This is a genomic window from Chryseobacterium subflavum (assembly GCF_055762745.1).
The window spans coordinates 1,822,463-1,847,674 of the sequence record NZ_JBVTMR010000001.1 but is presented as its reverse complement, the minus strand read 5'-3'; the positions used below and the strand labels follow the sequence as shown (position 1 = coordinate 1,847,674).

Below are 25,212 nucleotides of genomic sequence, written 5' to 3'. Positions count from 1 at the left end.
AATATCATGAGCACCTACTTTGATGATAAAACAGTTTGGATCACAGGGGCTTCTTCCGGAATAGGAGAAGCATTGGTAATGGAGCTGGCTGCAAAGACTACAGCAAAAATAATTCTTTCATCCAGAAAAGAAGATCAGCTGGAAGCAGTTGCGCAAAAAGCAAAGCTGTCCAAAAATCGGTACGCGGTATTACCACTGGACCTTTACAACTATAAGAATATGGCTATTGTTGCAGCAGAGGCAGCTGGAAAATTCGGAAGTATTGATCTTCTTATTAATAATGCAGGATTGTCTCAGCGGTCTCTGGCAATGGAAACTGATATTGAAGTTGATAAACGTCTGATAGACATAGATTATATTGGAACAGTGGCCCTTACCAAAGCAATAATTCCTTACATGATCAGGAATGGAGGAGGACAAATTGCTGTTGTTTCAAGCCTTATGGGTATTTTCGGGGCTCCGATGCGGAGTGGTTATGCGGGAGCAAAACATGCTTTGCATGGCTTTTTTGATGCTCTTCGGGCAGAATTATACAAAGAAAATATTCTGATAACTATTATTTGTCCGGGGTTTATACAAACCAATATTTCAATGAATGCCGTAACCGGAGACGGATCTTCACAGGGAACCATGGATAATGCAACCCAAAATGGTATGCCGGTTCACGTTTTTGCCAGAAAAATGCTTCGTGCGATTGAAAAGAAAAAATACCAGAAAGCGATAGGAGGCAAGGAAGTTCTGGGTGTTTTTCTTAAAAGATTTTTCCCCGCATGGCTGGCCAGGATTACCAGAAAAGCGAAAGTAGTTTAAAAAATCGTACAGGCAATTCCAATTGATCAAGAATGTATGTGAGGTAGGCTATATATCCTGTTTCATACCAGGTGAGATAAATTCTTTGTAGTAATCCAGAGTGGAAGTAGTCAGTTTTATAAAACCTCCCGGGTAAGCGAGAGGTATATAAACTGTTGAGATTATAATAACACAGGTTATTAGACTATAAAGATATAAAGATTTTAAAATTAATTGTCATTATTTTTGTTAATTATTCGTTATCTGTAGAATAATTATGGTTTTTTTTATTAAAAAAACTATTTTTCGGCTTGTATTTTTAGATTTCTTAACCATTCCTGTAAAGAATGTTCCAGATGGCTCTGGAATTTTTTATGCATCATGGTAACAAGCCACCCTTCCATACTTTCATCTACAACAACGGTCGTGTTTACACCATTCGGAACAAATGTCCAGTTGTGAATCGCAAAAGCACCGAATGCCTGACCTGACCACCCGATTTTGCGATAAGGAATTGCAGTGTGTAGGGTGGATCTGATTGTAAGACCTCCACTTTTCCAATCGAAACTGTTGCCTTTTTGAAAAGGTACCGTCATTACCGGATCCTGGATGTCTTTATTCCAGGCAGACCAATGATTAACATCACTCATGGTCTGATATATCTTTTCCGGAGAAGCATGGATAGTGATATGTTGTTGGGTCTGAACAGGAGCATTTCGGTTGATATCTTCTGAAACTTTATAAGAACTGGTAAGTTCTAATATGCCAATGATCAGGAGCAGCGCTGTTAATAAAGCTAAAACACTAAAGAGAAACTTTTTCATAATGTTGTTTTTGAATATTTTGATACACGAAGCTACCGATTTGTTGTTCACGTTTATTGTAAGAAAACGAAATAATACAGGTTCTGCTTTTGATTTAAAAAAAAATCACACATTATTATTTAAATAGTCATTAAAAAAATCCGGGACCAATTGGCCCCGGATAAAAAACAGTTTAAAACTATTAACACTAATTAATGATTATCTTGAAGTCTCAAAGAATAATCAATTATAAAAAACTGACTTATTATTACTTTTTCTCATCATTTGTGTTTTTTGCTTATTATTAGAAAAACTATATATCTTCTTGAAATTTTTTGATGATCAGTAATTAAATGTATTTTTTAGCGTTTAACTGCAATTTTTTTTTCATTTGTGTTTTTTTTAAGTTAAATTAAGAGATTGTGTTAATTTTTTTTAAAGTGATCTTTATTGAAGTTGATCTTTTGTTGTTTTATTTTACTTTCTGATTTAAATAATTTCCTGTCACAAAACTATAATGAAAAAACTTATAAACAAACCTTAAAGCGCCTATTGTGCAGAGATGTGTTAATTTATGTATATTTGTGTAAGTGCATTTTTTTATATGATTGATTGTGGTCATAAATGTAAATTGGTTAAATGGAAAAACATATAAATACACAAAATATACAGGGATTGAGTTGTATTGAAAAGCAGTCAATAGTCCTGTAAAATAATTACCAATTGTATATATTTAATTAATTTAGAAACATGCTAATAAATAAAGTATTAAAAACATCCACATTCTTTATTGTTTTTTTTATTTTTTGTAGTAATACCGGGGCACAGAATAGCAGTAAAGAAATTGATAGTGTAAGCCGGTTGTTGGAAAAAAATTATATAACAGGAGATAATAATCCAGGACTCACGCTTAAGAATGCTATTGTTCTTTATTATCTATCCCGTGAAAAGAAATTTTACCCTGGGCAAGTTTATTCAATATTTGAAGAAGTTAGGATATATCAACTTAATGGTGATTTTGATGCGGCTTTGGCCAAAATTAATGAAGGTGTTGATCTGGCGATAAAACAAAATGATTACAATATGATATGTCGCATTTTGTTATCTTATCATAAAGTACTCTTACAGCTTGATCACCTAAGTGCTGCAAAACAAATTTTAAATAAATGTCAGGAGTATAATAAACTTGTTACTATAAAGAATGATAAGCTGGTTAATGATATACACATCACAGTGGCAAAGGCTGAGCTATTGACGATTAGTGAAAATTTTAATGAAAGTACCAAGCAAGAGGTTGTCAGACTTAAAAAACTTGCTTATTCACAATGTCTAAAAATAGGTAATGAAAGCAGATTGAAGAAGGTAACCACAATCTGTACACTTGAGTCCCTGGCCGGTTCCCTCGCACGCTTTAAAAAAGTAGATGAAGCCAGAAAGTATATCGCTATCACAGATCAGTTTCTTGCTTCATTTCCGGACGATAGATTTATCATCCAGAATTTAATAAATAAAGGAATCGTTGAAAAAGAATCCGGGAATTATCCTGCAGCTATTAGTTATTTTTCAAGGGCTATTATGGACTCCCAAAAAGATCATAACCGATATGAGCAGTATGAGGTGTATGCCATGATGGCTGAATCATATGAAGGATTGAAAGATTATGAACAATCTACTTATTTTTCAAAAAAGTATAAACGGATCATAGATAGCGTTGATCTGGTAAAGAAAAAATCAGGGGATGTAAATTTTATTAATAAAATAAATGGTAAGGTTTCTGACAATGTAGAAGAGGTGTCATCAAAACCAACAAATATTGCTATTGGTGCAGGTGTTATTCTCTTAGCAGCTCTTTTTGGTTTCCTTTATTATAAAAAGAAACAAGGAAATAAAGAGGATAATTCTATTCAGAATAAAATACCAGATGAAGTGCCGGCAGATATCATTAACCTCGAAAAAGCTGAAACGGAAACTGTAAAGGATAACATTTCAAATGCAAAATCAGAAAATACAAAAGAACTGATACTTTTAGCTAAAGAAGATATCAATGCATTTTACATAGAGTTCCAGAAAATATATCCTAATTTTTATCCTACCCTGAAAAGTAAATACCCTGATCTGAATATTTCGGATATCAACTTCTGTACGCTTCTGAAGATGAATTTTGGAATTAAGGAAATATCTCAATATGCCAATTCTACAATCAGAGCAGCTGAAGCGAGAAGATACAGGATCAATAAAAAGATGGAGCTGAAAAATCAAAATGAGCTATATATGGTACTATCATCTATTAATTAAAGGAACAGGTCGTTGTATCAAAATCCGAAGCCACAGGTGACTTCGGATGAAAACAATCTGAATTGTTTATAGTGAAAACGACTATTTAAACGATAAGGAGAGCTTTATCATATAGATGGCTGGCTTCACGTGCTTTTCATTGTTTTGTCTGGGGGACGTTTATTAATTTTCGGACATTACTTTTCCTGCAGTTTTGTTGTAAACTGTTAAATAATGTTGAACGATTAAAAAAATAAATGAAAAGCAGCTAATCTTTAAAATAAAGCCTGCGAAAGAAGCCAGAGGAGCAGCCTGATAAGAATGAAGGACATTTGGCTTATTTATACTTAATGAAAGTAGCCTGTATCTTTTTTACTTTCATGTTAGTGGTTACCGACCCACCGGTATAAGTATTGTTTTTACTTCCTTTCTTCATGTTTCCAAAATCGCTTTTCGAACTTCCCGTAACCTCTTCTGTAAGCTTCATAATAACACCGTCTGCACCTCGTGACTTGCCTAATTCAATCGCTTTTTGCTGCATAGCATCCATGGAACTGAAACCTTGATTGATTTCTGTTGTCCCCATTGTTTCATGCTCTCTTTTTACATCAGCAGCATCAAAATAAACATCTACGTTTTGTGTGGCAGCATATGTTTTCCCAAAATAGGAAGGTGCACATGATGTTGCCAGTGAAAGGGCTAAAACTCCAACGGATTGGATTAATAATGATTTTCTCATTTTTTTGATTTATAAATTGATTGTTTGTGTATATATTGGTTTATTGTCTGTAATCCTATTCCGGGCCTTCTTCTTTTTTATTGGTAATTACTTTACCCAGCATTTGATTCATAAAAGATTCGCGGTAAGTCTGCCCGATTGGTATCTGGTTTTTAGTAAATTCGAGTTGGACTAAATTTCCATGGATCATCATAATAAAAGGGACTGCAATAATGAATGATTTATGTATTCTGAGAAAATGATCACCTGGTAATTTATTTTCAAGTCCACCGATATTTAATAATGCCAGGATTTCTTCTCCATCTCTGGTATGAAAGCATACATATTTTCCTTTTCCTTCTATGTATACAATATCCTGGGTTTTAATTTTTATTAGTTTTCCTTTATATTCTGTCTTAACCATGATAAAATCGTCTTCTGCATCTTTTGTAGATAAAGAAATGATTTCCTGCGCCCGTTGTACTGCCTGTAAAAACCGTGGAAAGAAAATTGGTTTTAGCAGATAATCTACAACATTATGGTCGAATCCGTCTAAAGCATACTCTCTGAAAGCGGTAGTGAGGATGACTTTATACCTGTCATTTAGTAATGGTAGAAATTCAACTCCTGACATACCCGGCATCTGAATATCTAGAAAAATGAGATCCACTTCCGTAGTATTCAAAATTTGTAAAGCTTCTGCCGGATTCATAGCAGAACCTACAAGTTTCAGAAATGGTGTTTGCTCAATATGCAATGCAAGTAATTCTATTGCGTGCGCTTCATCATCTACGACAATACAGTTAATCATAATTTAAAGATTAATGGTTATTTCATTTAAATAATAGTTTTCATCTTCCTTAACAACAAAGGAATGCTTATCACCGTACATGAGTTGTAAACGTTGCTTCACATTGCTTAATCCTATTCCTTTTGAGGGTTCTTTGGGGCCTTTCTTTTTTTTATTGCTGACAAGGAAATAGATCTTATTTTTTGTGGCTTCCAGCTCAATGGTTACCTGGTTTTTTTCATCATTCAATTCCCCATGCTTAAAAGCGTTTTCCACCAAAGTAACCAATGCCAGAGTCGGGACATAAGATATGTAAGCTTCATCGGTTTCAATATGTTGATGATACTTTACTTTTAGCATATGATTGAACCGGATCTGATTCATTTCTATTACTTTTTTCATATGATCAATTTCCAATGCAAGAGGCACTGTTCCAAGTTCATCCCAATCATCCAGAGCATAGCTCATAATCTCTGAAAGAAGATGTACCGCATGGGCTGCCTCCGGGCTTGTTTTAAGGGTTTTTGTATAAATAAAACTTAGCGAATTGAAAATAAAATGAGGATTGATCTGATATTTTATGGCAGCAAGTTCGGCTTTTAATTTTTCCTTCTCCAGCTCTTCTTTACGCTTACGCATTTCATTGGAAGTTATTATCGTGGCAAAAAAGACGGCTATCAAAATGATAACAAGATCAAGTAATGCAGCAGTGAGAAAGAATACGTTGGGTGAAACGTAACTTGGATCTGTGGGTTTAGGGTTTTGAATCTGGAAATTCCATATGTATTCATAAATGGTCAGTATGGTAAAGAAAAGAAGCCCTTGTAAAATTGCTTTCTTCCAGTTTCTGGTTTTTATTAGAGGGATCAGTAACTGATAAATAAGAATATAGTATACAATGGTTCCCTTTACAACAGTATGAATAAAATTAATATAAAGCTGACTTCCTGTTCCGAATTGTTTCAGGGTGGTCTCCAATCCCTGTAGTCGGATCAGAAATAGAAATGCCGCCACACTCCACGTCGTATAGATCATTAGAATGATCATTATCTGCTTCCATTGTTTTTTGGCGAACGTTATCATGAATATACTTTATTTTGAGCTTTTTATAATTAGATTTTAATTAAATAGGGAAATAAGAAATATAAGTTTCCGTATTCTCTATGAAATTACAATAATTTTATTTTGACAGTGCAATATTAACTCATATACTCTTTAGCATAAAACATTATCCATCAACAATTGTATTCCCGGCATCAACAATTTGATTCGGGTTATTTTATAATCAGCAGGTATGAAAATAAAAAAGCAGAGATCAATTCTCTGCTTTTTCTTTTTGTAAAGTGTGGTTCATGGTAAGAATAATACCCAGAAGGATTATTGCAATAATTAGATACCGCCAGGAAAGATCTTTCTGTAAACTAACAGTTCCGCTTACGGAGATAATGAAACTTGTAACCGAAGTAATAATATACACCAGTCCTCCCATCAGTCCACCGGCAGTCCCTGCATTCTTACGGAAATAAAGCATACTTGTTGTGAAGAATGAAGTAAATAGAATCCCCGAACAGATATGAATAAAAAATGCAAAAGGGATCATGATATATAAACTTTCAGAAAAATAACTTATAATAATGAGTCCCGTAATGAGAGTTAATTGTAATATGATAGGTTGCAGTATTCTTGCTTTAAAGCCTAATGATACTCTTTTTTTACCGATAAACCCACCGATCATCCAGGAGAACCCAAGGATTAGTGTACAGTATCCGATAACAACAGGGGTAAAATGGAAAGTATTTTCGATAATAAAGGGACCCGTGATATTGAATAGCATAACAATCGAGTAGCTTAATCCTAAAATAATAATGCCCAGCATAAAAATACGGTTCCGGAGCATCATTTTATACAAGCTGATGTTTTCAGAAAAATTGAGTTTCTTTTTTTGTGGAAGACTTTCTCCACTAAAAAACCATTCAAATAGCAGTATGGCTCCGGCATAAAAAGCCAGAAAGTAAAAATTAGCATGCCAGTTGAATAATTTTTCCAGATATCCACCAAGAAAAGGAGCGAGAATCGGACCTAAGGACCAAACAATTGTAAAATAACTGAGATAATGTTTTACTTTTTCCGCATCATAAATATCAACAAAAATAGCCCGTGTAGCGACCACCAGCACTGATACGGCTATCCCTTGAAGGATACGGAGAAGGCAAATCAGTAAAATACTATTGGTCATGGTGATTAGAATACTTGTAATTACCAATAAAAACAATGCGATTAACTTGGGGCGATACCGGCCGATGCTATCCAAAATTCCTCCCACGAATAATTGGGAAATTCCGTAGCTCAGCAAATAGGAGGTAAGGGTAATTTGTATATCTTTTTCAGAAACATGCATTCCTTTAGCCATTGAGGGGAAGGAGGGCAGATATATATCTGTAACAAACCCCGATAATGGAATGGATATAAAAGCCATAATGGTGATCAATCTGATCCTTTGTTCAGATGCTTCTCTCAACATAATTCATCTCTTTTTTAATGATACAAAAATAAGCCGGGAATTTTTGATATCAATTTTAAAAGACAAAGAAAAAATTACAAAATTCAAAGAATTAAATCGCGTGCTTGAATTTGAGCGGCGAGGTATTTGAATATTTTTTGAAGAAATTATTAAAATGAGAGGGTTGATCGAATCCCAAAGTGTAACCGATTTCCGCAATATCCCAGTTGGTGTATTTTAAAAGGTTTTTAGATTCCTCAAACATCCTTTCCTTAATAATATGTGTGGTAGTAAGCTGGGTTACGGACTTTACAGAAGAATTCAAATGATTGACGTGTACATTAAGGCGTTCGGCAAAATCTGATGCGGTTTTCAGGGCAAGCGGATAGGCAGGAGAATCTAAAGGGAACTGTTTGTTGAGCAATTCGTCAAAAAGACGGTACAGGCGTACATTTGCCGGAAGTTCATCAGGATCAACGTCTTCTACGCGGTTTTCAAGGGCAAGATGAAGGACAGATGCCAGATGACTTTTAATGCTTCCGCAGCGAAACGGATAATTTGAATTATTGAGTTTGTACATTTGTTCAAAATACACCGTTGTCAACTGAGTCTGTTCTTCTGTCAAAAATACAATAGGCATGCTCCATTCCTTAAATAATGATGTTTTCTTAAATAGCTTGAATTCCGAACTTCCGTTAAAGAATTCCTGATTGAAAAGGCAGAAGTAGCCTTCCTGCAGATCCCCATCGCATTCCCATGAATAAGGAATATTTGGAGAGGGAAAAAACAAAGCAGGACGGTCTACATACAATTCCTGTTGTCCATATTTAAAAGTTCCTTTACCGATGATGAAGCTTATTTTGTAATAATCACGACGATTGTACGGGCTTTTGAAGCTGCAATATCTTCGCATAGAGATATTAAAGTGTGATTTCCCCAATTCAAAATCGTGAGAATCAAACATTTTTAATTGGTTTTCTCTGATATTTCTGTAATAGTCTTCAATGGTTTCCAGCCGATCGCTCATAACTTTAAAATTATAAAAATCAAAGATACGAAAACCTAACGACAGATATTGCAAGCAATGTGTATTGTGTAAAATTAGAAAGGAGGTTGAAGAAAATGCCGTCAGACTATTCTAAAATTTCCAGCAAATCTGCTTTACTGAAGCCTTGTAATTTTGATTCTTCTGTTTTTATCAGTCCTTGAGCCAGTTTACTTTTCTTTTTCTGCAGGTTCAGTATTTTTTCTTCAATCGTATGGGTGCAAACCATACGGACGGCTACTACATGTTTTGTTTGCCCTATTCTGTAACTCCTGTCAATGGCCTGGTTTTCGGCAGCCGGATTCCACCATGGGTCTACCAGATATACATAATCAGCTTCTGTAAGGTTGAGTCCTACACCACCAGCTTTTAAGCTGATGAGGAATACCCTCACATTGTCATCGGTCTGAAATCTATGAACTTTTGTACCTCTGTCCCTGGTCTGTCCTGTAAGATACTCGAAGGGAATATCTTTATTTTCAAGTTCTTTTTTGATGAGGTCCAGCATTCCTACAAATTGTGAAAATACAAGGATTTTGTGTTCTTTTGATTTATTTTCAATCTGTTCCGTTAATAATTGGATCTTTACAGCGTGATCGCCTGAGTAGCCTTCTTTAAGTAATACAGGAGAATTGCATATCTGACGGAGTTTAGTAAGACCTGTCAAAACATGCATGCTGTTTTTTAGTGTTTCATCATCTGTGGAAGCGGATATGAAATCGCGTAATTCACGCTCATAAAGGTCATAGATTTTACGTTGCTCTGCATCCATTTCACAGTAGATTACCATTTCTGTTTTTTCGGGAAGCTCTTTGGCAACCTGCTTTTTTGTTCTTCTTAAAATAAAAGGATTTATTTTTTGTTGAAGTTCAATAGTACGTTTGTTGTATTCAAACTTATCGATGGGAATGGCATACGTATCTTTAAAATATTGTTTGCTCCCCAATAATCCGGGTGAGGCGAATGAAAGCTGGCCATACAGATCAAAGGTGTTGTTCTCAACAGGCGTTCCTGTAATAACAATTCTGTTTCTGGCTTGTAAGAGACGTGCAGCTTTATATTTTTCTGAATTGGGGTTTTTAATTGTTTGTGATTCATCAAGGAAAATATAATCAAAATGAAATGTTTTAAGAAAACGGATGTCCGAAAGGAGCATTCCATAACTTGTCAATATGATATCATAATCCTGAAAAAGGTTTGTTGATTTTTCCCTGTCCGGACCATAATGCATCAATACCCTAAGAGAAGGAGCAAATTTTTCAATCTCTTCCTGCCAGTTGAACAACAGGGAAGTAGGAACGATGATCAGGTGGGTTCCGGAATGATATTTCTCTTTTCGATATAGAATAAATGCGAGGATCTGTATAGTTTTTCCTAATCCCATATCATCGGCAAGACAGCCGCCGAAATTATAATGGTCGAGTAACCCCAGCCAATTGAGGCCTTCTTTCTGATAATCTCGTAGGGTAGTTCTCAATCCTGCAGGAACGGGAATTTCAGGTGCTTTTTTCAGCACAGAGAATTGCTTGGAGTAAGAATGAATTTCAGTCTGTACCTCTTTTGATAAAACCTCTTTTTCAAACCAATCCGAAACCTCCGAAAAGCTAACTTTTGGAATTTTAAGCAACTCTCCGTCAATATCACCAATCTGAAAATACCTGTCGATCTTCTTTATCCATTCATCAGGTAAAATTCCCTGGGTGCCATCATCCAGTTGTATAAACTTTGTTTTATTACGAAGGGCCCGGTGTACCTGTTTCAAAGAAGCTTCTTTACCTCCGAAACGAACACTTAGTTTAGCATTGAACCAGTCGATACCACTTGTCACCTGGATGTTGATTTTCGCAGAGTGAGGGTTCAGTTTGTTATTTTTGAGTTCATTAAATCCAAGGATGGTTATCCCTTCATTTCTCCATGCTTCAAAAGTTCTTAAAAACCAATCGGCATCCAGAAATTTATCTTTGTACAAGTAGAAATATTCATGTCCCTCCAGTTGGTCCTGTAAATCCTCATGCTGTATCATGACAATGGATGTAAGTGCTGTTTCAGCTTCGTAATTGCGTTCAATTTTAAACAGATTTCCATTCTGATCCGTATCATATAATTGCTTCCGGGAGTATACTGCCACCTCTACGGATCCGTATTTCATTACGGGTGTGATGGAGATATAGTTGCCTTCCTGGTGAAGATAAATGATCTTTTCCATTTGGAAATCCTTTTCCTGAAGCTGTACCGGACTGGCAGTACGAATGTAGCTGTAATTGATTTGGACATGAGTCTCTAATGGAGATAAAACAGTATGTAAAAAGTGTTCATACTTTGATGCATGAATCAGCAGAATCTCATTATTGGACTTAAAAAATCTGATCACCCTAAGAAGATCAGGATTGTCAATGAGATTCAATGTATTCTGATGATAGATGAAACAATCATGGCGGATTATTACATTTTTGAAAGAAAGAGAAATATCATTAAATAGTAATTCTCCCGTAATCTCATAAAAAGGCTCTTTTTTAAACACTGTAAGCAGAATTTCGGCTTTCAGCAGATTGAGCTTTACGGGAATCAGGGATTTAGAAGAAATGGCTTCTGAAATAGTATGATCGTGGTAATAAGTATCAAGTCCCTGTGGATTCCGGATAATTAACTTCAGGGCTTCCATTTCCGTTGCGTCCGCTTCTTCATTAAATTTATTCTGAAAAGAAGCGATTGCCGTATAGAATTTGATCTCAGCAGGTTGATCCGCTTTCCAGACGAGTTGCATAGGATGAATAGGGGTCAACGGGTTTTTGATCTTACCGCTTTGGGTAGTATCAGCTTCCATTAATGAAAAATTGAGATGATTATAATACCGGTGCTTGCCAATAACCAATATTCTTTTTCTCTCAGTTTCTTGTATAGCAAGTTCCTTTAAAACCGATTGCCTCGTAGGAAGCAGATTTTGTTTAAAGCCTGGTTCATCTATCTGGAGAAGTTCCTTTATCCTGGATTGAATGTTGAGTTTTCCGTTCTGTAATTCCAACTGGAAATAAGTGTCAAGGTCAGGTTCATTTTCCAACCCGAAACTTTTAGCATGTGAAACCAATGTCCTTTGTCTTAGATTGGCATCGTAGAATATTCTGTAATTTTTCTGTTCAAGAATACAATAAATAATCTCTGCCTGATGCTCACAAAGTTTTTCTCCGTATTGATCACAAGAGCATGCCGTTACAATTGAAGAACCTACCTGGCTTACGGAAATATTTGGAAATCCTATTGTCGAAACAGATTTCGTAAAAACCCCCGAATTAATCTCCAGGGCAACAGGTTCAATATCATGGAAGTTTTTTTCTTCCATAAATTTTGCCGTTGAAGTATGCTTTAAAAGTTCATAAACTGAAAGCGTGCTGATATGGGTATTCCGTAATATATATTCTTTTGGCAGTTCCATGGTTGGGACAGGCAGATAATTTATAAAAAACGAAGGTACATAAAAACAGATAAAAAGAATTGTGTACTCTTATTATAAAATTGAAATTCCGCTTCTTTTCCTATTGAAAAATGCTTTGCAATTTTTATACAGTATTAATGATGCAAGGTCCTTGAATTTTTTATGTGATAAACCTTAATTTAAAAAGGATATTGGAAAAAATTTAGCTTTAAATTAAAAATTTCACCCGCCTTCTAAAATTTGAATTTATATTGGGTATTATAAAGGATTATTTTTTTTCAAATTTTTGTAAACTTTTTTCATCACAGTTAGGCTGGAATCACCATAAAACCTATATTTGCACCCTAAATTTTAAAATAAATGAAAGAACTAATTGAAAAAATCAACGCGGAATTTGAAGCATTCGCAACTGAAGCAAACCAACAAGCTGAAAAAGGAAACAAAGCAGCTGGAACAAGAGCTCGTAAATCAGCTTTAGAACTTAGCAAATTGTTCAAAGATTTCAGAAAAGTTTCTGTTGAGGAATCAAAAAAATAAATTTCCTAAAAGCCAGCTTTTTAAGCTGGCTTTTTTTGTGCCGGGATTTTTCTATGGATGCTTTCAGATATTCAATCTCTTTGTTTTAGCGAATTTTGAAAATATAAGCTAAATAACACTAAATTTTACCAAGGTATTGTCTTATTTCCCTTTGTGGGTATATTTGTGTAGTTAGTTGTTTTACATTAATCACCCATCATATGAAGCATTCTTATTTATATTTGATTCTTTTTTTTGGTCTTTTTTCCGCGCAAAAAGTAAAAGTCATAGATTCAGAAAACGGGAAAGCCATATTTCATGCGAGGATTGTTCTTAATAATCAGGTTGTTTACACCAATGAAGACGGCTATGCTCCACTTGGGCAGAACGCAGGAAACTTTGAAGTATCAGCTTTCGGATATCAGAAAAGAAAAGTAACCGGTTTTAATTCTTTTATCAAATTGAAACCTTCATTCAAAAATATTGAAGAGGTAAAAATGGTAAGTATAGATATAAAAAAACTTTTTAATGATATAAGAAAGAATTATGAAAAAAGATATTATAATGAGCCTTCCTTGTATAATGTGGTATTCAAAGAAAAAAGATCAGATAATGATGAACTTTGCTTTTTAGTTATTACGGAAGCTAAATTATGGAGCAAAAGTAACCATTACAATTATAATGACGGAATTCGTAAAAATTATGACAAGATTCTCCAGATGCAACTGAATAATGTTAAATACCTGAAAAATTTAAAGTCAGACAGTATTTTTTCGCCGGGGAGTAATGAATTTTCTCATGAGTATATGGGAAATTACTTTCTTAGCTTCGAACTGAACCGTACACTTAATCATATTAATAGTATTAACTCAAAATATTCAGGGAAAATAATCTCTGAAGAAGGGGATGAGCAGCTGATGACTTTTAAGGTTAAATCCGGTACGGGTATTGAGCTCATAGGAGAGCTTAAGTATAACAAGACTGATAAAGTGATTACTTATTTTGAAGTCAATTATCTGCAGACAAATTATCCGCCAATCAGAAGAAAAATGGCAGGAGGAATAGAGTATGATTACCAATTAGGGGATGCTTCACTTACTTTTGATTTTTATAAAAGAGACGGAATGTATCTGCCCGCCTTGGTAAGACTTAAAGGTGAAAAATACTCTGCTTTTTACCAGGGAAAGAAGCATGAAAGAAAATTCAGCAGAGAAATTATTTACAATACTTTTGAAAAGTCAAATAAGGAGGGACTTTCGTACAGAGTAGACTTCAGTAAAAACATCTGGGAAAATGTTCCGGTAAAAGAGGAGAAAGAAGATGCTATCATACTTTCTGCTGAGGAGCAGGCTTTTATTAATGAAAAGTAACAAATTTTGAAAAAAATTTAAACTGTTGTTTTAAGCTGTTTTTTTAATTGTTATCCATTTAATTTCTTAATTATTTTCCTATAAAGGCTTTTCTTCCTTTATTTAGTTCTCCTTTTCTTTTCAATTTTCGCTGAAATCTATATCTTTATTCCAATCAATAATGCTATGAAGATAAATACGTTTTTTGCAATGCCGGCAGTTGTTCTGGCAACGCAGTTTTCTTGGGCACAGGCTCCCGCAAAATCTCAGGAAAAGCTTAATCCTATTGTGGAAAGTTTTGTGAATGAAGCCAATAATAATTCTCAACTCGAAAATATGGCCTATGAGCTGCTTGATGGTATCGGACCCCGTTTGGTAGGAACTCCGGAAATGCTTGCCGCCAATGAATGGACAGCTAAAACACTTCGCTCATGGGGAGTAGATGCAAACCTTCAGCAATTTGGAACCTGGAAAGGGTGGCAGAGAGGAATTACCCATGTAGATATGGTATATCCCCGTGTGAAATCATTATCTGCCACACAACTTGCATGGAGCCCTGCAACTAAGAAGGCAATTGAAGCTGAGGTTATAGTACTTCCAAAGGTATCTTCCAAGGCCGAATTTGATCAGTGGTTGCCTTCTGTAAAAGGTAAAATGGTATTGATTGCGCAGTATCAGAAAATCGGACGTTCTGATGATCAGATCAAAGAATTCGCTACTCCGGAATTATATGAAAAGCTAAAGGCGGAAAAAGAACAAGCTTCCAAAGATTTCCGTGATTATGTAAAGAATATAGGATATGACAATAATACACTTCCGGAAGCTCTGGAAAAAGCGGGAGCAGCAGGGATTGCCATTTCCAACTGGACAGGAATTATGGGAGCAAACAGAATATTCGGAGCGAAAACATCTAAAATTCCCATGATTGATATTGATGTGGAAGATTATGGTATGTTGTACAGAATGGCAGAAAAGGGGGCTAAACCCAAAATAAAGCTTGAGGCCCAGTCAAAAATACTTCCTGAAGCTAAAAGCTTCAACACGATAGGAATGATCAAAGGAAAGGAAAAACCCAATGAATATGTTATTCTTTCTGCACACCTGGATTCATGGGACGGAGCGCAGGGTGCTACGGATAATGGAACCGGCACACTTACCATGCTTGAGACCATTAGGATTCTTAAAAAATACTACCCTAATAATAAAAGGACGATTGTAATCGGACTTTGGGGAAGCGAGGAGCAGGGATTGAACGGATCGAGAGGATTTGTTGCTGATAATCCGGAAATTATGAAAGGAACTCAGGCTGTTTTCAACCAGGATAATGGAACTGGCCGAGTAGTAAATATCGGAGGACAGGGATTTCTGAAATCATATGATTATATCGGGAAATGGCTGAATGCAGTTCCTAAAAATGTACGTGATAATATTAAAACCGATTTTCCGGGAATGCCGGGAGGAGGTGGATCTGATCATGCATCGTTTGTGGCAGCGGGTGTACCGGGATTCTCATTAAGTTCATTGAACTGGGGATATTTTGGATATACCTGGCATACAACGAAAGATACATATGATAAGATCGTTTTTGATGAACTTAAAAATAATGTGATTTTAACAGCTACCTTAGCTTATATGGCATCTGAAGATCCTGAGTTTACCAGCAGAGAGAGAAGGGTAATGCCGCAAGATGAAAAAGGGGAGGTTGTAAAATGGCCTGAAGCAAAGCAGCCGAGAAGAGATTCAAAGGATTATAAATAAACAATAAATGAAACCGCCACAACACTGGGGCGGTTTTTTATTTAAAAAAAGCTTTTACAATAAAAGGTTCTGATCACCCTGATATTTCAGGAGATCCCTGATTTCCGGAATTTTGCTTTCTTTTACAATATAGGTCTTACAGATCGTGTTGTTCATATGCATGCTGAAATTCACCCGCGTTCCGGTTCGCCTTCCCATGGCAATTGTTCTGGTCGTGTGTTCGGAGAAGACAGGGGAAAAGTTAGCAAGGCATAAAAGATTTCTTTGGAATGATTTTAAAAATCCGGGATAGTTTCCGTAATCATCCAGGACTTTAATTTTAAATATTTTCTTGCCTAAAGTTGTTCCCCAAGACCATTCCGTTATGGTTCCTGCAATGATAACACAGGGTATGGAAAGCAGAATGCTGATAACAATTACTTTATGAAGGAGAAAGTAGAAAATTAAACCAAAAGGAAGCATATCTATCCACTTGGCAAAAAGTCTTTCGGTCTCGTTTCCTTTATAACCTGGATTATAAGGTAAATGATACTCGTATGCATGATAAATTCTTTGGCCGGACTCGTCAAAATAACGAGTCGGCCGGTGAATGACTTTTCTTTCTTTAATTTCCGAGATTTTCAAATTAAATTCTTTATAAGATCATGCTCAGCTGAATTCTCTTTCTTACCTCGTCTACTTCTGTTACTTTTACCTGAACATGCTGATGCAGCTTCACTACCTCATTCACATCTGAAACAAAACCGTCCTTGAGCTGAGAAATATGGACTAATCCACTTTCCTTAATCCCCAGGTCAACAAAACATCCAAAGGCTGTAATATTATTAACGATTCCAGGAAGGATCATTCCTATTTTCAGGTCTTTTACACTTTTCACATTGGGGTCAAATTCAAAAATTTTGGCTGCCTTTCTGGGATCCAATCCCGGTTTTTCAAGCTCTTTTAAAATGTCCCGGATCCCAAAGATACCAATTTCTTCGCTAATATATTTTTCCGGCTGGATTAATGCAATTTTCTCTTTGTTAGCTATAAGTTCATTCAGCTTTATTCCCAGGTCTTTGGCCATTTTTTCAACGATACCGTATGCTTCCGGATGCACCGCTGAATTATCCAATGCATTTTTTCCGTTGCTTATTCTTATAAATGCCGCTGCCTGCTGAAAAGCTTTTTCTCCTAATCTGGGTACTTTTTTCAATTGTTTCCTGTCTTCAAAAGCTCCGTTTTCCGCGCGGTAATTGACAATATTTTCTGCCATTTTCTCACCAATTCCGGAAACATAGCTTAAAAGTGATTTGCTGGCTGTGTTCAGATTGATCCCTACGGAGTTTACACATTTCATAACCGTAGAATCCAGTTCGTTTTTCAATTGAGTCTGGTCTACATCATGCTGATATTGTCCAACACCAATGGACTTAGCATCAATTTTAACGAGTTCAGCTAATGGGTCTGCAAGCCTTCTGCCAATGGAAACAGCACCACGTACTGTCACATCATAGCTGGGGAACTCTTCTCTGGCAATCTTACTTGCAGAATAAACAGATGCTCCGGCTTCTGAAACAACAAAAACCTGCAACGGTTTGTCAAATGCAATTTTTTTAATAAAGAACTCTGTTTCACGGCTTGCTGTTCCGTTTCCTATTGAAATAGCTTCAATATTATAGGCGTTAACCATCGAGCGTATCTTTTTCATTGCCATTCCCGATTCATTCTGAGGTGCATGCGGATAAATGGTTTCGTTGTGCAGAAGGTCTCCTTTTTCATCAAGGCATACCACTTTACACCCGCTTTTGTATCCAGGGTCTATTGCTAATATTCTTTTTTCTCCTAAAGGAGGAGTTAATAATAGCTGGGTTAAATTTTCAGAAAAAATCTCGATCGCTTTTTTATCTGCCTTTTCTTTTGCTTCCTGTAGTGTTTCATTGGAAATGGCGGGTTCCAGTAACCTTTTATAGCTGTCTTTTATCGCCAGAGCAATTTGTTCACTACTTTCATTTTTAGATTTAATGATGGCATTTTCAATAAAATCGATTGCCTCTTCTTTATCAATTCCTATATTTACTTTTACAAAACCTTCAGATTCTGCTCGTAGCATAGCCAAAAGTCGATGGGAGGGTGTTCTGCCAAGGCTTTCTTCCCATTCAAAATACTGAGAAAATTTTTGTGCACCTTCCTCTTCTTTTTTGGCTTTAACAACTTTAGAAGATATAACTGCTTTGCGTTGAAATAAACGACGGAGATTTTTGCGGACATACATATTTTCATTGATCCATTCAGCCATGATATCCCGTGCTCCCTGCAAAGCTTCCTCCTGAGAAGAAACTAAATCGTTCATATGCCGGGAAACTACAGAATCCAGATCATGGGATTTCTGGCTCATAATGATTTTAGCCAGAGGTTCAAGTCCCTTTTCCTTCGCAGCATCGGCTTTCGTTTTTTTCCGTTTTTTATATGGAAGATAAAGATCTTCAAGTTCCTGTATGTCGAAACTATCCTGGATTCTTTGCTGAAGTTCAGACGTTAAAGAGTTTTGCTCCTCGATGGATTTGAGGATCGATTCCTTTCTTTTAATGATTTCGTCAAACTGCTTGCTGAGTTTTGAAATTTGTTCAATCTGCAATTCATCCAGATTTCCGGTCGTATCTTTTCGATATCGTGAGATGAAAGGAATGGTACAGTCTTCTGACAATAATTGTAAGGTATTCGTAATGCTTTTTTCAGGTATATTAAGCGTTTGTTGTATATAGCTGGTTGTATTCATTCTAAATTTTAGACTGCTAAAATAGGCAATTTATATGGTGAGTGAAATATCTTACACCTTACATATTTGTATGGTTTTAGGACTTTATGATGGATATCTGAAAATAAAAACTTAATTTCTTGATGTATGATAAGAGAATAAGTAATAAGGTTTTTCTACTTTTGAATTTCAGAATTAAGGAATCGATCCTGATCAGTTCAAAAACTTTTTAAAAAAATAAAATATGAAAAAAATTAGTGTTATCGCGTTAGTAGGAGTAGGATTGCTTATGGCATCATGTACTAAAGAGAAATCAGCGGAGGCTTCGGCTGCTGGCCAGGAACAGGCTGTTGCTGAGAGCAAAGGAGAAGTGCTTGCCGTAGATACAGTAGCTTCTGTGGTTAACTGGAAAGCTTACCATAAAGGAGGTTTTGCTCCACGTTGGGGAACTCTTAATGTAAAGTCAGGTGACCTTAGTGTTGAAGGAAATCAGGTTTCTGCAGGAAATTTTGTTATTGACATGACTTCTATTAAAGTGGATCCTGCTTCAGTAACTGAAAAGGACAAGAAGCCGGAAGATCTGGTAACGCATTTAAAAACTCCTGACTTCTTTAATGTAGAGAAGAATCCGGTTTCAGATTTTAAAATTACCAGTGTAACGGACCTTAAAGAAGCTCCTAAAGATGCTGTGGCAGGTGCAAATAAAACAATAAGCGGTAATCTTACGCTATTGGGAAAAACAATGAATGTAACTTTCCCAGCGAAAGTAGAAGCAACAGCTAATTCCGCTTCTATAGATGCTAAATTTACTGTAAACAGAGCTGATTGGGGAATTAAATTCGGAACTTCCGAAGCAGACCCTGCTGAATGGATGATTAGTAAAGACATTGAGATCGGCGTTAATGTGAAAGCAAAAAAATAATTTGTTAGATATACTAAATAGGGAGCTGCTATTAAGCAGCTCTTTTTTTATGTTTAACTTTTTTTAGTAATTGATAACACGGGCTCGGCATCATTTTTTCTTCTTCTTAATTAATAACACCAAAAATTTTAATATTATGTCGAAAAAAATTGCAATTCTGGCAACCCATGGTTTTGAAGAAAGTGAGTTACAATCACCAAAAGAATTTTTGGAACAACAAGGTTGGACTGCGCATATTGTAAGCCCCGATTCCGGAACCATAAAAGCATGGGCCGAAAAAGACTGGGGTAAAGAATACACTGTGGACAAAAATCTTAATGAAGCAAATGCTTCTGATTATGATGCACTGGTATTACCTGGAGGGGTGATCAACCCCGATCAGTTAAGAACAAATGACAAAGCACTCCATTTTGTACAAGATTTTTTTCAGCAGAAAAAACCTGTTGCGGCGATTTGCCATGGTCCACAAATCCTGATCAACGCAAAAGTTGTAGACGGAAAAAATATGACCTCTGTGAATTCGATAAGCGAAGATCTAAAAAATGCAGGAGCTTTGTGGGAAGATAAAGAAGTTGTAGTGGATAATGGTCTTGTTACAAGCAGAACACCGAAAGATTTGCCAGCATTTAATGCTAAGATGGTTGAGGAAATAAGAGAAGGAAAGCACGGTTAATTTATAATTTCTGATCAAATATAAGATGAGGCATAGTGGTTAAATTTTAATTACTATGCCTTATTTTTTACAAGGGTCGTACATTTGCAGGATATGATGTATTATTTATTGGCTATTAATATCGTGTGCTTTTTTATATTCGGAATCGATAAACGAAAGGCTAAAATGCATCAAAGAAGGATTTCTGAAAACACACTTTTGGCATTGGCCCTGTTTGGCGGCAGTGTAGGAGGAATATTCGGAATTTTTATCTTTAGACATAAAATTTCGAAAAAATCTTTTTTATTAAGATTTTGTGCGGTTCTTGTTATTCAGATGGTATTGGTTTATTTTTTTAGAAAATACAGATGAAGGTATGATGTAATTAACGCCTAACAGCTGGATGGTCAGGTATATGTGTACTTTGGAATAAGGAGCCAGGGAGCCCATTGCCATGTGATTTATTTTAACTTTCTCATTATGAATTTGTTAAATAATGTATAATCATACTGATTAATTAATTAAAAAACACTATTTTTGCACCCGTAAAAATCATTCATGCAAAACATTAGAAATATTGCGATTATCGCACACGTTGACCACGGGAAGACGACTTTGGTTGACAAGATTATTCATGCTACAAACATTTTCAGAGAAAATCAGGAAAGTGGAGAATTAATAATGGATAATAACGATCTTGAAAGAGAAAGAGGGATTACCATTTTATCTAAAAATATTTCTGTTACTTATAAAGACGTTAAAATTAACGTAATCGATACTCCTGGTCACGCCGATTTTGGTGGTGAAGTAGAGAGAGTTCTTAAAATGGCAGATGGTGTAATTTTGTTAGTTGATGCTTTCGAAGGGCCTATGCCACAAACAAGATTCGTATTGCAAAAAGCATTGGAATTAGGGTTAAGACCATTAGTAGTTATCAATAAAGTAGACAAACCAAACTGTCGTCCGGATGAAGTACATGATCAGGTATTTGATTTATTCTTCAACCTGGAAGCTACTGAAGAGCAATTGGATTTCCCAACCTTCTATGGATCTTCAAAACAAGGTTGGTTCAATACTTCACTAGAGCAAACGGAGGATATTTTTCCATTATTAGATGGTATCTTACAATATGTTCCTGCTCCAAAAGTATCTGAAGGTAATCTTCAAATGCAAATTACTTCTCTTGACTATTCTTCTTTCCTAGGAAGAATTGCGATCGGAAAAGTAACAAGAGGTGAGATTAAAGAATCTCAGTGGATTGGTCTTGCTCAGGCTGATGGTAAAATTGTAAAAGGAAAAGTAAAAGAATTATACGTTTTTGAAGGTTTAGGAAAGAAAAAAGTAACTGAAGTACAAGCTGGAGATATCTGTGCTGTAGTAGGTTTCGACTCTTTCCAGATTGGTGATTCTTTTGTGGATATGGAAAATCCTGAACCATTACCAAGAACTGCAATTGATGAGCCTACGTTGAACATGACGTTCTCTATTAACAATTCACCTTTCTTCGGAAAAGACGGTAAATATGTTACTTCAAATCACCTGAAAGAAAGATTAACGAAAGAATTGGAGAAAAACTTAGCATTAAGAGTTCAACAGACTGATGATGCCAATACATTCCTTGTTTTCGGTAGAGGTATTCTTCACTTATCAGTTTTGATCGAAACAATGAGAAGAGAAGGTTATGAAATGACAATCGGTCAGCCACAAGTTATCTTAAGAGAAATTGATGGTGAAAAATGTGAGCCTTATGAATCATTGGTTGTTGATGTTCCTGAAGAGTATGCTTCAAGAGTTATCGATTTGGCAACTCAAAGAAAAGGGGATCTTCACATTATGGAAACTAAAGGAGAAATGCAACATATGGAATTTGAGATTCCTTCAAGAGGTTTGATCGGATTGCGTTCTCAAATGTTAACTGCTACAGCTGGTGAAGCTATTATGGCACACCGTTTTACAGAATATAAGCCATTTAAAGGTGCTATTCCTGGAAGAAACAATGGTGTATTGATCAGCAAAACTCAAGGTCCGGCTACTGAATATTCTATTGCTAAACTTCAGGATAGAGGTAAGTTCTTTGTTGATCCGGGTGAGGAAATCTATGCAGGTATGATCATTGGTGAACAAAACAAACCAGGAGATTTAGTTGTAAACATCGTAGAAGCAAAACAGTTGAATAACATGAGAGCTTCTGGAAAAGATAAAGATACTGGTGTTGCTCCGAAAATCTTATTCTCATTAGAAGAATGTATGGAATATATCCAGGGTGATGAAGCAATCGAGGTAACTCCAAACTTCATCAGAATGAGAAAGAAAGTACTTTCTGAAGAAGAAAGAAAAAGACTGGAAAGATCTGCGAAAGCATAATGAAATTCAATATAAGTGAAAGCCTCGATTTTCGAGGCTTTTTTTATATATAAAAGTTGAATTAATTCAATTTATTATAATATTTTTAAAAAACTAAAAAAATAATTTAATGTAGTTTTGCACCCTATGAAAGTTAGTAATTTAAAATTGATCATATTGCTGGGGGTACTGGCATCTTGTGGAAGTTCCCGTACCGTTCAGAATAATACGGTAAAACCAACAAGAAATCCAAATACAGCAAATCCCGTTAAAAATATTTCAAAGCCTCCTGTGGCTAATACTAAACCAGTTCCTGTACCACCAGCCGATGAGGTTTTTAAAGTTAATCTTCCGGCTATTAACAGGGAATTCCGGGGTGCATGGATTGCCAGTGTTGCGAATATCAACTGGCCTTCAAGAAACGATTTATCTATTGATCAGCAAAAGGCCGAAGCCATCAGTATGCTGGATATGCTGAAAGATAACAACTTTAATGCTGTAATATTTCAGGTACGTCCCTCTGCGGATGCATTATACACCAGTTCTATTGAACCTTGGTCTTATTTTCTGACAGGAGAGACCGGGAGATCCCCTTATCCCAATTATGATCCGCTACAGTTCTGGATTGAAGAGTCCCACAAAAGAGGTCTGGAGCTTCATGTCTGGCTTAATCCTTACCGTGCACATCATACAAACGGAGGAGCTGTGAACAGCCTTTCTATGGCCAATAAGCTTTCTGACATTGTGGTAAGACTAAAAAACGGGATGTATTGGTTTGATCCTGCGAATCCTAAAACACAGGGACATGTTTCTAATGTGGTAAAGGATATCGTGCAGAGATATGATATAGATGCGGTGCATTTTGATGATTATTTTTATCCTTATGCAACTTATAATAAGGGCGGTGATTTCCCTGATAACGCTACTTGGAATGCATATGTAAGCAGTGGAGGAACTTTATCCCGGGCAGATTGGAGAAGAGATAATGTCAATAAATTTGTTGAAAGGATTTACAAAGAAGTTCATGCAGAAAAAAATTATGTAAAATTCGGGATCAGCCCGTTCGGAATCTGGAAACCGGGTTATCCTGCAGGAATTACAGGATCTTCTCAATATGACGAATTGTATGCTGATGCTAAATTATGGTTAAATAAAGGATGGGTAGACTATTTTTCTCCCCAACTGTACTGGCCTATTGATTCTAAAGGGCAGGGTTTTGAAGCTTTGCTGAATTGGTGGGAATCTGAAAATACAATGAAACGCCACCTATGGCCGGGATTAAATACAGTGGAAATCAGGACTTCTGATCGTCCTTCCGAGATTAAAAACCAAATAGAACTTTCCAGACAGATTCTGAAAGGTGATGCCGGTGAAATCCATTGGAGCATTGCAGGGCTTACGAGAAATCCTTCGATGTTAAGCACCCTGAGAAACGGGCCCTATAAAGAAAAAGCTTTGGTGCCAAAAAGTCCATGGATTAAAGCTGCTCCTATCTCAACCCCAACATTGTTTGTGGCCGATAACGGAAGTTTTGCTCAGGCAAGCTGGAGTAATAAAAATCTGAAAGATGTATTTCAGTGGGCATTATTTAAGCAATATAATGGCGTTTGGGAAATTGAAATTCTGACTTTAGACACACTTTCAAAAGATATTCCTAAATATAAGGATGGAAAAACTTTAAATGCAATTGCCATTAAAGCAATTGACCGGCTGGGAAATGAAAGTGATTACATGGCAAAAAAAATAAAATAATAAAAGGCTTCCAAAACTATAAAGCAAAGAATAAATGATATGTTATTGGTGCCGATACAATAAAAGCAGCTCTTGTAGAGCTGCTTTTATTTTAGAATAACTATAAATTATTAGCTTAAAATATTGTTTGCTAGTATTTTATGTTGTGATTTTAGTGTTTTTTTAAAAGAATAAGAACTTTATCGGAACCATTTTTGCAGGATTATATTCATAATCACTAAAAATAAAATATTATGAATACGAACAGACTTTCACCTGCGGTGGAAAAAGCCTTGAGCGATCAGATGAATAAAGAAATTCATGCAGCACACACTTTTCTTTCTTATGGAATATGGGCTGATGACAAAGGATACCAGGGTATTGCTAACTTTCTATACAGGCATGCGCAGGAAGAGAGAAACCATTCTATCAAATTTATGGAATATGTACTAAACAGAGGCGGAAAACCTAAAGTTGATGCCATTCCTGCGCCTCCAAGTGATCCTGAATCTCTGACTGCTTGCTTTGACGGCATTTTTAATCACGAGGTAGACAATACCACATCGATATATAAAATTGTTGATCTTGCCCTTCAGGAAAAGGATTGGGCAACTTGGAATTTTATGCAATGGTTCGTTCAGGAACAGATTGAAGAGGAAACTTTAGCTCAGAACCTGATCGATAAATTAAAAATTGCTGGTGGAGATCGTGCAACGGACGAATCTCTGTTTACATTAGATAAGACATTAGAAAAAACACCTGATGATGCTCCCTTAGCTCAGAACGCTACAGGTGCAAATCCTTAAGGTGAAAATAAAATGGAAAAAAAATCTGCCGGATTCCCGGCAGATTTTT

The 25,212-nt window shown here is 35.9% G+C and carries 20 protein-coding genes; 11 read left to right on the top strand and 9 right to left on the bottom strand.

All coding sequences use genetic code 11. From position 1 onward, the window contains the following. The first annotated feature begins 6 nt into the window (after positions 1 to 6). Positions 7 to 810 (top strand): SDR family oxidoreductase, encoded by an 804-nt coding sequence (locus tag AC0INN_RS08145; protein ID WP_273648284.1) that lies wholly within the window; start codon positions 7 to 9, stop codon positions 808 to 810. 278 nt (positions 811 to 1,088) lie between these two features. Here AC0INN_RS08145 and AC0INN_RS08140 read toward each other — a convergent pair whose 3' ends face one another. After that, on the bottom strand, positions 1,089 to 1,613 hold the full coding sequence (locus tag AC0INN_RS08140) for an SRPBCC family protein (RefSeq protein ID WP_306612639.1): 525 nt from the start codon (positions 1,611 to 1,613) through the stop codon (positions 1,089 to 1,091). Positions 1,614 to 2,342: 729 nt separating this feature from the next. Here AC0INN_RS08140 and AC0INN_RS08135 point away from each other — a divergent pair. After that, the gene (locus AC0INN_RS08135) at positions 2,343 to 3,887 is read left to right on the top strand and encodes a tetratricopeptide repeat protein (RefSeq protein WP_273648282.1); all 1,545 of its coding nucleotides are present in this window, start codon (positions 2,343 to 2,345) and stop codon (positions 3,885 to 3,887) included. Positions 3,888 to 4,203: 316 nt separating this feature from the next. Here the strand turns inward: AC0INN_RS08135 and AC0INN_RS08130 are convergent, their stop codons facing one another. The 6 genes from AC0INN_RS08130 to AC0INN_RS08105 form a co-directional block, all read right to left on the bottom strand. Beyond that, positions 4,204 to 4,605 (bottom strand): hypothetical protein, encoded by a 402-nt coding sequence (locus AC0INN_RS08130; RefSeq protein WP_273648281.1) that lies wholly within the window; start codon positions 4,603 to 4,605, stop codon positions 4,204 to 4,206. A 55-nt stretch (positions 4,606 to 4,660) separates the two neighbouring features. Continuing rightward, positions 4,661 to 5,395, bottom strand: a complete 735-nt coding sequence (locus AC0INN_RS08125; RefSeq protein ID WP_273648280.1) for a LytR/AlgR family response regulator transcription factor — start codon at positions 5,393 to 5,395, stop codon at positions 4,661 to 4,663. 3 nt (positions 5,396 to 5,398) lie between these two features. After that, a complete protein-coding gene (locus AC0INN_RS08120) occupies positions 5,399 to 6,457 on the bottom strand; it encodes a sensor histidine kinase (protein WP_306612636.1) in 1,059 nt (352 codons plus the stop codon). A gap of 232 nt (positions 6,458 to 6,689) precedes the next feature. Next, a complete protein-coding gene (locus tag AC0INN_RS08115; RefSeq protein ID WP_306612633.1) occupies positions 6,690 to 7,895 on the bottom strand; it encodes an MFS transporter in 1,206 nt (401 codons plus the stop codon). Between the two features lie 91 nt (positions 7,896 to 7,986). Next, positions 7,987 to 8,901, bottom strand: a complete 915-nt coding sequence (locus AC0INN_RS08110) for a helix-turn-helix domain-containing protein (RefSeq protein WP_172278741.1) — start codon at positions 8,899 to 8,901, stop codon at positions 7,987 to 7,989. 106 nt (positions 8,902 to 9,007) lie between these two features. Then, positions 9,008 to 12,349, bottom strand: coding sequence for a DEAD/DEAH box helicase (locus tag AC0INN_RS08105; protein ID WP_273648277.1), 3,342 nt, complete (start codon positions 12,347 to 12,349; stop codon positions 9,008 to 9,010). Between the two features lie 360 nt (positions 12,350 to 12,709). On the opposite strand from AC0INN_RS08105, the gene AC0INN_RS08100 reads away from it, so the two are divergent. The 3 genes from AC0INN_RS08100 to AC0INN_RS08090 all read left to right on the top strand — a co-directional run bounded on the left by AC0INN_RS08100 (position 12,710) and on the right by AC0INN_RS08090 (position 15,972). Further along, on the top strand, positions 12,710 to 12,886 hold the full coding sequence (locus tag AC0INN_RS08100; protein ID WP_089026768.1) for a histone H1: 177 nt from the start codon (positions 12,710 to 12,712) through the stop codon (positions 12,884 to 12,886). 200 nt (positions 12,887 to 13,086) lie between these two features. Next, positions 13,087 to 14,235 carry a peptidase associated/transthyretin-like domain-containing protein gene (locus AC0INN_RS08095; protein ID WP_273648276.1) on the top strand — a complete coding sequence of 383 codons (1,149 nt, stop codon included), beginning with the start codon at positions 13,087 to 13,089 and terminating at the stop codon, positions 14,233 to 14,235. 165 nt (positions 14,236 to 14,400) lie between these two features. Beyond that, the gene (locus AC0INN_RS08090) at positions 14,401 to 15,972 is read left to right on the top strand and encodes a M20/M25/M40 family metallo-hydrolase (protein ID WP_273648275.1); all 1,572 of its coding nucleotides are present in this window, start codon (positions 14,401 to 14,403) and stop codon (positions 15,970 to 15,972) included. A gap of 54 nt (positions 15,973 to 16,026) precedes the next feature. Here the strand turns inward: AC0INN_RS08090 and AC0INN_RS08085 are convergent, their stop codons facing one another. Further along, positions 16,027 to 16,596 (bottom strand): RDD family protein, encoded by a 570-nt coding sequence (locus AC0INN_RS08085; RefSeq protein WP_273648274.1) that lies wholly within the window; start codon positions 16,594 to 16,596, stop codon positions 16,027 to 16,029. 10 nt (positions 16,597 to 16,606) lie between these two features. After that, entirely contained in the window at positions 16,607 to 18,730 is a 2,124-nt protein-coding gene (locus AC0INN_RS08080) for a Tex family protein (RefSeq protein ID WP_306612629.1), read from the bottom strand. Positions 18,731 to 18,953: 223 nt separating this feature from the next. Between AC0INN_RS08080 and AC0INN_RS08075 the strand changes: the two genes are divergently transcribed. The 6 genes from AC0INN_RS08075 (at position 18,954) to AC0INN_RS08050 (ending at position 25,163) form a co-directional block, all read left to right on the top strand. Continuing rightward, positions 18,954 to 19,631: a YceI family protein gene (locus AC0INN_RS08075; protein ID WP_273648272.1), complete on the top strand. Its 678-nt coding sequence runs from the start codon at positions 18,954 to 18,956 to the stop codon at positions 19,629 to 19,631. A 136-nt stretch (positions 19,632 to 19,767) separates the two neighbouring features. Beyond that, the gene (locus AC0INN_RS08070; RefSeq protein WP_172278727.1) at positions 19,768 to 20,304 is read left to right on the top strand and encodes a type 1 glutamine amidotransferase domain-containing protein; all 537 of its coding nucleotides are present in this window, start codon (positions 19,768 to 19,770) and stop codon (positions 20,302 to 20,304) included. 93 nt (positions 20,305 to 20,397) lie between these two features. Further along, positions 20,398 to 20,655 (top strand): DUF1294 domain-containing protein, encoded by a 258-nt coding sequence (locus AC0INN_RS08065; RefSeq protein ID WP_373428008.1) that lies wholly within the window; start codon positions 20,398 to 20,400, stop codon positions 20,653 to 20,655. A gap of 186 nt (positions 20,656 to 20,841) precedes the next feature. Continuing rightward, positions 20,842 to 22,647, top strand: coding sequence for a translational GTPase TypA (typA, locus tag AC0INN_RS08060; RefSeq protein ID WP_273648271.1), 1,806 nt, complete (start codon positions 20,842 to 20,844; stop codon positions 22,645 to 22,647). Between the two features lie 126 nt (positions 22,648 to 22,773). Continuing rightward, a complete protein-coding gene (locus AC0INN_RS08055) occupies positions 22,774 to 24,378 on the top strand; it encodes a glycoside hydrolase family 10-like protein (RefSeq protein ID WP_273648270.1) in 1,605 nt (534 codons plus the stop codon). A gap of 233 nt (positions 24,379 to 24,611) precedes the next feature. Continuing rightward, positions 24,612 to 25,163, top strand: coding sequence for a ferritin (locus AC0INN_RS08050; RefSeq protein WP_172278720.1), 552 nt, complete (start codon positions 24,612 to 24,614; stop codon positions 25,161 to 25,163). The last annotated feature ends 49 nt before the right edge of the window (positions 25,164 to 25,212 follow it).